Origin of the sequence: Actinoplanes sp. TFC3, assembly GCF_001553785.1 — a bacterium.
GTDB lineage: Bacteria > Actinomycetota > Actinomycetes > Mycobacteriales > Micromonosporaceae > Actinoplanes.
The window spans coordinates 1-11,547 of the sequence record NZ_LOJP01000007.1 but is presented as its reverse complement, the minus strand read 5'-3'; the positions used below and the strand labels follow the sequence as shown (position 1 = coordinate 11,547).

The following is an 11,547-nucleotide window of genomic DNA, read 5'->3' as shown; positions in this document are numbered from 1 at the left end:
CCGAGCTTGGGAGCGCGGAGGACAGCCGGGAGGCAGCATGCGGGTCTTGTTCGCGACCTGGGACATGAACGGGCACCTGAACCCGATGGTGCCGCTGGCCTGGGCAATGCGCGCCGCCGGGCACGAGGTGACGGTGGTCAGCAACCCGGGCATGGTGCCCAATGCGGTGGGGGCCGGGCTGCCGGCGTACGGTGCCGGTTCCGACTTTGACTCCTATGCCGCCCTGCGCGAGCAGTTGAAGGCGCGCAACTGGCGGCCGACCACCCCGCAACGGCCCGCGAACACCCCGGCGCCGGACGAGGACGCCGAACGCACCCGCAGGCGGCGCCTGATGGGGTTCCGGGTCGCGGTGGAGTCGGCCGAGGCCCAAGCCGATGACGCGGTGGCCTTCGCCCGGTGGTGGCGCCCGGATCTGGTGGTGTTCGAGCCGGCCGCGTTCGTGGGGCCGCTGATCGCCCGGCTGCTCGGCATCCCCGCGGTCCGGCATCTGTGGAGCGTGGACTTCACCGCGCCGATCGCCGAGATGGAGGACGCGCTCACCGGTGCCCTGGCGGCCCGCTCCGGGCTGGACCGGCTGGGCGTCAACGGTGACATCACCCTGGATCCGGCGCCGGCTCGGCTGCAGGTCGACGACGGGCGGGTCCGCGAGCGCATCCGCTATGTGCCGTACAACGGGCCGGCCGAGGTGCCCGCCTGGGTACTGGCCGAGCCGCCCCGCCGCCGCGTCGCGGTCAGCTGGGGTACGTCGCGGGCGCTGCTGGGCTTTGATCACCTGATGCAGGCGCCGCTGGTGGTCGACGCGCTGGCCGAGGTCGACGCCGAGGTGGTCGTCGCCGTGGTGGACAGCCAGCGCGAGCTGTTCGGCACGCTGCCGGACAACGTGCGCTTCGTGGGCCGGGTGCCGCTGCACCCGCTGCTGCGGACCTGTTCGGCGCTGGTGCAGCAGGGCGGCGCCGGGGGCACCATGACCGCACTGGTCAACGGGGTGCCGCAGGTGGTCGTACCGCAGATGCCCGATGAGATGTTCCATGGCTGGCAGGTCGAGCGCAGCGGTGGCGGCGTCATGCTCGAAGGGGCCACGGCCACCGCGGAGAGCGTGCGCGCGGCGGTGCTGACGGTGCTGGAGGATCAGCGGTACGCCGAGTCGGCCCGCGAGCAACGCGACGACATCCTGGCCGCACCGAGCCTGTCGCAGGTCACCGCGCGGCTGCAGCAACTGGCCACCGGGAGCGTGGGTGTGCACCAGTGAGCGCCCCGGCGTACGAGTCGTTGCTGCCCCTGGGGGCCGAGGCGGTTGATCTGCTGTTCCGCGAGGCCCGCTCGGCGAGCCGGTTCACCGACGAGCCGGTGTCCGATGGGCAACTGGCCGCGATCTGGGATCTGGTGCGCTGCGGTCCGACGGCGTTCAACGAGCAGCCGTTGCGGATGGTGGTGGTGCGCTCGGCGGCGGGTCGTACCCGGCTGGCCCGGCACTTGCACGGGCAGAACCGCGACCGCGCAGCAGGTGCCCCGCTGAGCCTGGTGCTCGCGGCCGATCTGGACTTTCACCGGGAGCTGCCGGCGTTGTACCCCGGCGCCCAGCCGCTGTTCGACTACATGGACACGCTGACCCGCGAGCAGCGCCGGGAGACCGCGCTGGCCAACACCTGGCTGCAGATCGGCTATCTGATCGTGGGGGTGCGCGCGGCCGGGCTCGCGGCCGGGCCGATGTCGGGCTACGACAACGCGGCGCTGGACCGGGACTTCTTCCCCGACGGGCGCTGGGAGTCGCTGCTGGTGCTCAACGTGGGCCGGGCGCTGCCCAAGTCCTACGACCGGCTCCCCCGCCTCGGCTACGAGCAGGTGTCGCGCACATGTTGACCACCCACCGTCCCGGAAAGGCAGGACCCCCATGTTCGCTGTGTACGCGGCCGAGCCCCGCCCACAGGATCCGCTGAGCGCGCTGCGGCTGGGTGACCGGCCGCCGGCCCCGGTGCCGCCCGGGTGGACGGCGGTGACCGTGCGTGCCGCCACCTTGAACATGCATGACATCTCGACGTTGCGGGGCATCGGCATGCGCGCCGAGCAGTACCCGATGGTGCTGGGCTGTGACGGCGCCGGGGTGCTGGGCGACGGCACCGAGGTGGTGGTGCACGGGCTGGTCAACGAGCCCGGCTGGGTCGGCCCGGAAACCCTCGACCCGCGACGCACGGTGCTCAGCGAGCGTTATCCGGGCAGCTTCGCCGAGCAGGTGCTGGTGCCGGCGCGCAACGTGGTGGCCAAGCCGGCTTCGCTGAGCTTCGCCGAGGCGGCGTGCCTGCCGACGGCGTGGCTGACCGCCTATCGGGCTTTGTTCGTACGGGCCGGGTTGCGCCCGGGGCAGACGGTGGTCGTGCAGGGCCGCGAGCGGGTGGGCAGCATTGCGACCGCGATGATGCAGCTGGCGGCCGCGGCGGGCGCGCAGGTGTGGGCGGTTGCCGCGCCGGGGCAGGAGGATGCGGTACGACGCCTGGGCGCGCACGAGGTGTTCGGCAGCGATGATGCCCTGCCCCGCGAGGTCGATGTCGTGGTTGACGGTGGCGTCGACGAGGCGAGCTGGTCGCGGTCGCTGGCCCTGCTGCACCCCGGAGGTGTGGTGGTCTGCGCCGGCTACCGCTCGGGGGCCACCGACGTGCGGGCGGTGCAGCACGCGTTGCACCGGCTGGTGTTCCGGGAGCTGCAGCTTGTCGGGTGCGCCATGGGCACCGCGCAGGATCTGGGTGACCTGCTGGCGTTTCTGGACCGTACCGGGCTGCGGCCGCTGATCGACCGTGAGCTGCCGCTGACCCGCGCGCCGGAGGGCTTCGCGGCAATGCTCGGCGGCGAGGTCACCGGCAAGATCGTGTTCACCGCGTGAGCGCGTGCCTGGACGCCGCTTCGAGCCGGGCTCGGCGGCCGGCGTCCATCCTGATCGGCGTGGCCCCGGCGCGGGGCCCGCAACGCTTCGACCTGCTGGCGGTGGTCTCGTGAAACACGTGCCCGAGGATCTCGCGACCTTCGGCGGAACCCCGGCGTTCGCTACGCCGCGCAGCGTCGGCCGGCCCAACATCGGTGACCGGGCGGCGCTGTTCGCCCGGCTGGACGCGGCGCTGGACCGGGCCTGGCTGTCCAACGGCGGCCCGCTGGCCGAGGAGTTCGAGCAGCGGGTCGCGGCGATCGCCGGCACCGAGTTCTGCGTGGCAACCTGCAACGCCACCGCCGGGCTGCAACTGGCCCTGCGCGCGACCGGGGTGCTCGGCGAGGTGATCGTGCCGTCGCTGACGTTCGCCGCGACGGCGCACGCGGTGGCCTGGCTGGGGTTGACGCCGGTGTTCTGCGACGTGGACCCGCTGACCGGCGCGCTCGACCCGGAGCATGCCCGCTCGCTGATCGGCCCGCGTACCAGCGCGATCCTGGCCGTGCACGTGTGGGGGCGCGCGGCGCCGGTGCCCGAGCTGGAGGAGCTGGCCGCCGAGCACGGGTTGCGGCTGTTCTTCGACGCCGCGCACGCCTTCGGCTGCACCTCCGCCGGCCGGCCCATCGGGGGCAACGGCGACGGCGAGGTGTTCAGCTTCCACTCCACCAAGTTCGTGAACAGCTTCGAGGGTGGCGCGCTGGTCACCGACGACCCGGAGCTGGCCGCGCGGGCCCGCCGGATGCGCAACTTCGGCATCGCCCGGGCCGAGCAGGTCGAGCTGATCGGCTTGAACGCCAAGCTCAACGAGGCGGCCGCGGCGATGGGGCTGACCTCGCTGGACAGCATGGAGCGGTTCATCGCGCACAACCGGGAGAACTACTATGCGTACCGGGACGGGCTGGCCGGTCTGCCCGGGATCAGCGTGCTGGGCTTCGACGAGCGCGAACGCAACAACTACCAGTACGTGATCCTGACCGTTGACGAGCGGCGCGCCGGGCTCGACCGCGACACGCTGCTGGCAATCCTGGCCGCCGAGAACGTGCACGGGCGGGCGTACTTCTCCCCCGGGTGTCATCAGATGCGCCCGTACGCCGACGGCACCCGGTTGCCGCACACCGAACGGCTCGCCGCGCAGGTGCTGGCGGTGCCCACCGGCATCGCAGTGTCCGCAGCCGACGCCGCCGCGATCGCCGGCATCATCCGCGTCGCCATCACCCAGCCGGCCGCCGCGGCCCGCGCGGCCTGAGGAAGGGGACGACGTGAGCACCGAGGTGAGCACCGCCGTCAGCACCGGACCGGCCCCGGACTTCCCGATGCGCCGGGGCTGCCCGTTCGACCCGCCACCGCCGTACCGGGACATGCGCGAGCAGGCACCGGCGTTTCGGGTGCGGTTGCCCGACGGCGCGGGCGCGTGGGTGGTGCCCCGCTACGACGACGTCCGGCGGCTGCTGGTGGATCCGCGGATCAGCTCGGACCGGACCCGGCCCGGCTACCCGTTCCTGACCGAGGACTCGCGGTATCTGAGCCAGGTGCGGGTGTTCGTCGGCATGGACCCGCCCGAGCACGGCCCGCACCGGCGGATGTTCATCCCCGGCTTCACCGCCCGGCGGATCAAGGAGCTGCGCCCGGCGATCGAGCAGAACGTGGCGCAGCGGCTGGCCGAGCTGGCCGCCGGTCCGCGCCCGGCCGACCTGGTCACCGCGCTGGCCCTGCCGGTACCGACGCTGGCGATCGCCCAGCTGCTCGGGGTGCCCGACGCCGGCTACGCTCGGTTCGCCGCGCTGACCGCCGCGCTGATGACCGAGCACCCGGAGCGGGAGCTGTTCGACGAGCTGCTGGCCTTCGTCCGCAACCTTGTCCGCGCGAAGTGCGCCGCGCCCGGTGACGACATGCTCGGCCGGATCGCCGCCGAGCAGGTGGCCACCGGGGCGATGTCGGTGCACGAGCTGGTGGTCATGGCGCTGCTGCTGCTGTTCGCCGGCTACGAGACGACCGCGAACATGATCGCGCTGGGCACACTGACGCTGTTGCAGCACCCGGAGCAGTTGGCCGGGCTGCGTGCCGACCCGGCGCTGATGCCGGGCGCGGTGGACGAGATGCTGCGGTACCTGTCGATTGCCGAGCTGGCCACCTGCCGCACGGCGCTGGCCGACATCGACCTGGGTGAGGGCGTGGTGATCCGGGCCGGTGAGGGGGTGATCCCGCTGGGCGCCTCGGCCAACCGGGACCCGGCGGCGTTCGAGCGCCCGGACGAGTTCGACATCCACCGCACCGAGCGGCACCATTTGGCCTTCGGCTACGGTCCCCATCAGTGCATCGGCGCGAACCTGGCCCGGCTGGAGCTGGAGATCGTGTTCACCGCGCTGCTGCGCGACTTCCCAGGGCTGCGCCTCGCGGTGCCGTTCGGCGAGCTGCGCTTCAAGCGCGACGCGAACCTGTTCGGCGTGCACGAGCTGCCGGTGACCTGGTGATGCGCCTGGAGGTGGACACCGGACGGTGTGTCGGCGCCGCGCAGTGCAGCCGGGCCGAGCCCGAGGTGTTCGATCAGGACGACGACGAGGGCACAGTGCTGCTGTTGCTGAGCGAGCCACCTGCGCGTCTGCAGGCCGGGGTGCGTACCGCGGCCGATCTCTGCCCGGTGCGGGCCATCACGATCGTGGCGGCCGGCCCGGGATTCGAGTCTGCTTCGAGCGGGCCCGATCATCATCCGTCTTCCGACTCTTGTGTCCACCGTTAGTAGATTCGATGCTCACCTTCCGTGAAGGGGACAGCGCCGTGAATTACATTCTTCCTCTGTCGCAGACCCGTCTCGACGACTCCGACCGGGTCGGCCGCAAGTCCGCCGTCCTGGCCGACCTCGTCGCCGCCGGGTCCGTGGTGCCCGACGGTTTCTCGGTCACCACCGACGCGCTCGACGCCTGCCTCGCGGCCGCGCCGCCGGGCTCGGAGGAGCCCGCTCAGGTGCGGGCGCACATCATGGCGATGGCGCTGCCCGAGTCCTTCGTCGCGGAGGTCGCCGCGGCGCTGGCCGGGCTGGGCGACGATCCGGTGGCCGTGCGCTCCTCCGGGGTGGCCGAGGACCTGGCCGGCCAGTCGTTCGCCGGGCAGTACGAGTCGGTGCTCAACGTGCGCGGCCTGGACGGGGTGCTCGAGGCGGTGCGGACCTGCTGGGCGTCGGGCTTCTCCGAGCGCATCGCGGTTTACCGCGGCGACGGGCACGTCTCGGCCGAGGTGGGCGTGCTCGTGCAGCGCATGGTCGCCGCCGACGCGGCCGGTGTCGCGTTCAGCTGCAACCCGGTGACCGGCGACAGCGACGAGGTGCTGATCAGCGCGGTGGTGGGGCTGGGCGAGCGGCTGATGGCCGGCGAGCAGACCGCCGACGAGTGGCTGGTGCGCGACGGCAAGGCCGAGATCACCGCGGCCGCCGCGCCGGGTGAGCCGGCCGCTATCGACGCCGCTCAGGCCCTTGAGGTGGCCGAACTCGCGGTGCGCACGGCCGAGCACTACGGCAAGCCGCAGGACATCGAATGGGCGTACGCCGGCGGCGAGTTGTTCCTGCTGCAGGCTCGCCCGATCACCACGCTCAGCGCCGTGGTGCGCGAGCAGATCGAGATCCCGATCGAGGAGCCGGAGCAGTTCTCCACCCGCGACCGCAACGCCGTGCGGCCGTGGACACGGCTGCAGACCTCACTGTTCCTGCCGGTGTTCAGCGACGCCGCCCGCCACGTGTTCCGCTTCACCACCGGCGCGACCCCGCAGGCCAGCTCGATCGGCGGCTGGGTCTACATGTCTTTGCCACAGGCCGAGCCGGGCACCCAGCTGGCTCGCATCGAGGACATCGCGGTGCAGATCCGCGACGGCGCGCCGCGCAAGCTGGTGGATCGCTGGAACACCGAGTGGAAGCCGGCGTTCGCGGCCCGGCTGGCCGCGCTGCGCGAGATCGACCCGGTGGAGATCGACGACGCCACGCTGCTGGCGCACATCCGCGACATGACCGGCTTCTTCGCCGAGGTGCACGACGTGTACTTCCGGCTGACCGGCGCCGCGGTGGTGCTGCTCGGCGAGCTGGGTGTGGCCGCGCAGGAGGTACTCGGCTGGAGTGCCGCGCAGACGCTGCAGCTACGCGGCGGGCTGGTGGGTGACCACATGCAGATCGCGATCGGTCTCGGCGAGCTGGCCCGGCTGGCGGCCGCGCGCCCGGATGTGCGGGCCATCATCGAGCAGGGCGCCCCGGATGCCGTCGAACAGTTGGGCCGCACCGATCCGGAGTTCGCGCAGGCGCTGCTGGACTACCGGGAGGCGTACTGCCACCGGACCATCGGTTTTGATCTGACCGAGCCCACCCTGGCCGAGCAGCCCGCGGTGCTGCTGAACCTGATCCGCGCGCAACTGGACGAGCCGTTCGACGCCGACCGGGAGCGGGCGGCGCTGCGGGCCCGGCTGGACGCCACGCTCGCCGAGGCCGAGCCGGGGCTGGCCGCGGCCGGTCCGCAGGCGCGGCAGCGGTTCGAGGCGGCGCTGGCCGGCAGCGACCTGGGTGCGCCGGTACGCGACGAGAAGGTCTACTACGCGGTGTCGCTGTGGGCGCTGCTGCGCTACTCGCTGCTGGAACTCGGCGGCCGGCTCACCGCGGCCGGGTTGACCGAGCACGCCCACGACGTGCTGCACCTGGACCTGGAGACCGCGCTGGAGGCACTGCCGGCGCGCGCGGATCTGCGCGAGCAGGTCCGCACGGGCCGCGGTCAGCACACCTGGGCGGCGGCGCACCCCGGCCCGGCGTTCTACGGCCCGCCGCCCACACCGCTGGAGATGGGCCCCGACCTGCCGGAGCCCTCGGCCGGCGCGGAGTACGTCGCCCAGCTCGCCCAGTGGTCGATGAGCCTGTGGGCAGGCGGCCCGGGCGGCGAGTCCCCGGCCGGCACCCTGCGCGGGCTGGCCGCCTCGGCCGGGCGCTACACCGGTCCGGCGCGGGTGATCCGCGATGTCACCGAGTTCGGCAAGCTGCGCCGCGGTGACGTGCTGGTGTGCCCGGAGACCACCGCGCAGTGGGCAGTGCTGTTCCCGAGCGTCGGCGCGCTGGTCACCGACAACGGCAGCATCCTGTCGCACCCGGCGATCATCTCCCGCGAGTACGGGGTGCCGGCGGTGCTGGCCACCGGGTCGGCAACCAGCACGTTCCGCGACGGTCAGGTGATCACTGTGGACGGCGCCGCAGGTGTGGTGACCCTCGCCGGAGAGCTGTGATGAGCCGCATCGACGTGCACCACCACGCCATCCTGCCGGAGATCTCCCGGCTGATGCGCGAGCTCGGGGCGCCGTTCACGATCCCGTGGTCGGCCTCGGAGACCGATCGGGTGATGGCCGAGCACGACATCGGAGTGGCGATCATCTCCAACGCCGTGCCGGGCAACTTCTTCACCGACGCGCGCCGCTCCGGGACCTTCCACCGGGCGGTGAACGTGGCGGTGGCGGAGTACGTGGCGCTGCAGCCGCACCGGTTCGGGTTGATGTCGGCGTTGCCGATGCCGTACGTGGAGCTGGCGCTGGAGGAGATCCGGTACAGCTATGACGTGCTGGGCGCGGACGGGGTGCTGCTGGTGCCGCATTCGGGTGAGTCGTACCTGGGTGACCCGCTCTACGACCCGGTGTTCGAGGAGCTGAACCGGCGCTCGGCGGTGGTGCTGGTGCATCCGCAGGCGTTGCCCGGGGCGGCCGCCGCGCAGGTGCCGTACGTGCTGGCGGATTTTCTGCTCGACACCACGCGCGGCGCGTTGAGCCTGATCCTGTCCGGGGCGCTCGATCGTTATCCGGACATCCGGTTCGTGCTGTCGCACGGGGGTGGCTTCCTGCCGTACGCGGCCACCCGCGCGGACCTGCTGTCCTCGGCCTTCTTCGGGGTGGAGCCGGGTCTGGTGGCGCGCTCGCTGGACCGGTTCTACTACGACACCGCGCTGACCGGGGCGTCGGCGCTGCCCAGCCTGCTGAGCACGGTCGGACCCGAGCGGGTGGTGTTCGGCACCGACTGGTGTGCCGCGCCGGCCGGGGCGGTGCGCGAGGTGGTGGCGGCGCTGGACGGGCCGTGGCCGCAGCTGGCGGGCGGGGGGCGGGAGCTGGTGGAGCGGGGTAACGCGCTGCGGCTGTTCCCGCGGCTCGCCGGAAAAACCGAAACTACTTGCTTGCGTGACGCAACTAGCTCTAGGCTGTCGGTATGAATCCGGACGCCCAGGACATCAAGGTGCTGACCGGCGGCCTGCTCGCCCTGGGCCGCGAGCTCTCCCGTGCCCGCGAACGCCAAGGCGAGGGCAGCCGGCTGACGATCCTGCAGCTCATCGACGAAACCACCGACGTCCGACCCTCCGACCTGGCCGGCGAGATGCAGATGTCGTTGTCCGCGGTCACCCGGCAGATCCACGCCTTGGCCGAGTCGGGGCAGGTGGAGCTGCAGAACGACCAGAACGACAGGCGCTCCTTCCGGGTCGCGTTGACCCCGGCCGGCAAGGAGGAACTCGACCGGCTCGTCGCCAAGTCGCACGACCGCTTCGCCGGCTTTCTCGCCGACTGGAGCGCCGAGGACACCGTGCAGCTGGGCACGCTGCTCAGCCGGCTCGCGGTGTCCATCAAGGAGTCCCGCGGCGGGCAGCCCAAGCCCGGGGCGGGCCGGACCTGGCAGCGCCAGGCGGCACCAGCGGAGGAGAAATGACACTCCATGTGATCATCGCGGGGGCCGGGGTCGGTGGTCTCTGCCTGGCGCAGGGCCTGCGCCGGCACGGGATCAGCGTCGCCGTCTACGAACGTGACTCCAGCACCCAGTCGCGCCACCAGGGCTACCGGCTGCGTATCGACGAACACGGGCGCACCGCGCTGGCCGAGTGCCTGCCGGCCGAGCTCAACGACCTGGCCCACGCCACCGCCAACCAGATGTACATGCCGCGCGGCACGTCGTACGACCACCAGCTCAACCCGCTCGGTTCGTGGCGCCCGGCGGCGCCGCTGGACCCGGCGCGGGCGGCCATCGTGGTCAACCGCCGCACGCTGCGGGAGATCCTGCTCGCCGGGCTCGACGACGTCGTGCACTTCGGGCAGACCGTCACCGGCTACACCGAGCACGACGACCACGTCAGCGTCCGGTTCGCCGACGGCAGCGAGGCCGCCGGGGATGTGCTGGTGGCCGCGGACGGCATCAACTCCGTGGTACGCGGGCAACTGCTGCCGCACACCGAGGTGCTCGACACCGGCCTGCGCGCGATCTACGGCCACCTGCCGCTCACCGATGAGGTGCGCGAGTGGGTGCCGGCCGAGTTGCTCGGCGGGTCGCGGCCGGTGCTCGGTCCCGAGCGAACCACCCTGGCGCTGGGGGTCTTCCAACCGGTCCGCTCCCCCGAGCAGGCCGCCGCGGACCTGGCCCCCTATGCCAAGCTGCACCCAGTGCCCGCGTACGTGAAGTGGACGCTGGTGGCCCCGATCGGCTCCTACCCGGTCGCCGAGCAGGAGCTGTTCACCGCCACACCCGAGCGGTTGCACGCCATCGCCGGCCGGCTGGTCGGCGCGTGGCACCCGACCGTACGCCGGCTCGTCGCCGAGTCGGTCGTGGCGGACACCTTCGCGTTGTCGATCCGCTCGACGCTGCCGTCGGGCGAGTGGACGCCGGGGCGGGTCACCGTGCTCGGCGACGCCATCCATGCGACCACCCCGGTCGGCGGCACGGGAGCCAACACCGCGCTGCGCGACGCCGCCCTGCTGGCCTCCCGGATCGCCCGGGTCGAAGGCGGTCGGGGTGACTTGCTCGCGGCTATAACCAGCTTCGAGTGCGACATGCGTCAATACGGATACCAGGCGGTTCGTGACTCGCTCTCCGGCGCGGCCACGATCTTCCAAACCGCCGACCTCGCCCAGAAAGGCAGCCCTGCATGAACGCCACCAACCAGACTCCCGCCCGTGGTGGCCGGCTGCGAGCCCTGCTGCCGACGCTGCTGGACGTCATCGTCCCGGTCATCCTCTACTTCCTGCTCAAGAAGCTCGGTAGCAGCGACTTCTGGGCGCTGACCCTGGCCGGCGTCGGCACCGGCGTGTACGCGCTGGTCAACACCATCCGCCGCCGCAAGCTCGACTTCATCGGCATCCTGGTGCTGCTGGAGATCGTGCTGTCCATCGGGCTGCTGTTCATCACCAACGACCCGCGCCTGGTGGCCATCAAGCCGGCCTTCTACACCACCCTGACCGGAGTGTACTTCCTGTTCACCTGCGTGGTCGGCAAGCCGATCATCTACACCGCGGTGACCCCGATCGCCACCGAGGGCGACCCGGTGCGCACCAAGGCCTACGCCCGTGCCTGGGACGAGTCCCGCCCGTTCCGGCTGCGCGAGCGGCTGATGACCGCGGTGTTCGGCGTCGGCCTGCTCATCGAGGCCGTGCTGCGCATCGTGATCGTCTACCACTGGTCGCCGGCCAAGCTGGACGAGTCGTTCGTGATTTCGCAGCTGCCCGGCATCATCGTGATCGTCGCCGTACTCGCCTTCTTCGGCTCCCAGGTCCCGGCGATCAGCAAGATCGTCGACGACATCCAGGAGCAGATCAAGCACCAGGGCACGCGCCGCACCAACGGTGACGCGGCGCCCGCCCCCACCGTCTGAGTT

General features: G+C 72.0%; 11 protein-coding genes. All 11 read left to right on the top strand.

The genetic code is table 11. From position 1 onward, the window contains the following. Positions 1-37: 37 nt before the first annotated feature. The 11 genes from TFC3_RS33215 (at position 38) to TFC3_RS33165 (ending at position 11,544) form a co-directional block, all read left to right on the top strand. Positions 38-1,249: a nucleotide disphospho-sugar-binding domain-containing protein gene (locus TFC3_RS33215; RefSeq protein ID WP_082772726.1), complete on the top strand. Its 1,212-nt coding sequence runs from the start codon at positions 38-40 to the stop codon at positions 1,247-1,249. Continuing rightward, the gene (locus TFC3_RS33210; RefSeq protein ID WP_082772725.1) at positions 1,246-1,860 is read left to right on the top strand and encodes a malonic semialdehyde reductase; all 615 of its coding nucleotides are present in this window, start codon (positions 1,246-1,248) and stop codon (positions 1,858-1,860) included. Before TFC3_RS33215 ends, TFC3_RS33210 begins: the two co-directional genes overlap by 4 nt. Before the next feature lie 31 nt (positions 1,861-1,891). Further along, positions 1,892-2,875 carry a zinc-binding dehydrogenase gene (locus TFC3_RS33205; protein WP_067510106.1) on the top strand — a complete coding sequence of 328 codons (984 nt, stop codon included), beginning with the start codon at positions 1,892-1,894 and terminating at the stop codon, positions 2,873-2,875. 109 nt (positions 2,876-2,984) lie between these two features. After that, positions 2,985-4,160 (top strand): aminotransferase class I/II-fold pyridoxal phosphate-dependent enzyme, encoded by a 1,176-nt coding sequence (locus tag TFC3_RS33200; RefSeq protein ID WP_067510104.1) that lies wholly within the window; start codon positions 2,985-2,987, stop codon positions 4,158-4,160. A gap of 13 nt (positions 4,161-4,173) precedes the next feature. Beyond that, the gene (locus TFC3_RS33195) at positions 4,174-5,385 is read left to right on the top strand and encodes a cytochrome P450 (protein ID WP_067510102.1); all 1,212 of its coding nucleotides are present in this window, start codon (positions 4,174-4,176) and stop codon (positions 5,383-5,385) included. After that, complete coding sequence (locus TFC3_RS33190; protein WP_067510100.1) at positions 5,385-5,651, top strand: ferredoxin; 267 nt, start codon at positions 5,385-5,387, stop codon at positions 5,649-5,651. The genes TFC3_RS33195 and TFC3_RS33190 overlap by 1 nt, the downstream gene beginning before the upstream one ends. Before the next feature lie 38 nt (positions 5,652-5,689). Then, complete coding sequence (locus tag TFC3_RS33185; protein ID WP_067510098.1) at positions 5,690-8,158, top strand: PEP/pyruvate-binding domain-containing protein; 2,469 nt, start codon at positions 5,690-5,692, stop codon at positions 8,156-8,158. Then, entirely contained in the window at positions 8,158-9,126 is a 969-nt protein-coding gene (locus TFC3_RS33180; protein WP_067510096.1) for an amidohydrolase family protein, read from the top strand. The genes TFC3_RS33185 and TFC3_RS33180 overlap by 1 nt, the downstream gene beginning before the upstream one ends. After that, positions 9,123-9,614 carry a MarR family winged helix-turn-helix transcriptional regulator gene (locus TFC3_RS33175; protein WP_067510094.1) on the top strand — a complete coding sequence of 164 codons (492 nt, stop codon included), beginning with the start codon at positions 9,123-9,125 and terminating at the stop codon, positions 9,612-9,614. The genes TFC3_RS33180 and TFC3_RS33175 overlap by 4 nt, the downstream gene beginning before the upstream one ends. Then, positions 9,611-10,825 carry an NAD(P)/FAD-dependent oxidoreductase gene (locus TFC3_RS33170; protein ID WP_067510092.1) on the top strand — a complete coding sequence of 405 codons (1,215 nt, stop codon included), beginning with the start codon at positions 9,611-9,613 and terminating at the stop codon, positions 10,823-10,825. Before TFC3_RS33175 ends, TFC3_RS33170 begins: the two co-directional genes overlap by 4 nt. Beyond that, positions 10,822-11,544 carry a VC0807 family protein gene (locus TFC3_RS33165; RefSeq protein ID WP_067510090.1) on the top strand — a complete coding sequence of 241 codons (723 nt, stop codon included), beginning with the start codon at positions 10,822-10,824 and terminating at the stop codon, positions 11,542-11,544. Before TFC3_RS33170 ends, TFC3_RS33165 begins: the two co-directional genes overlap by 4 nt. Positions 11,545-11,547: the final 3 nt, after the last annotated feature.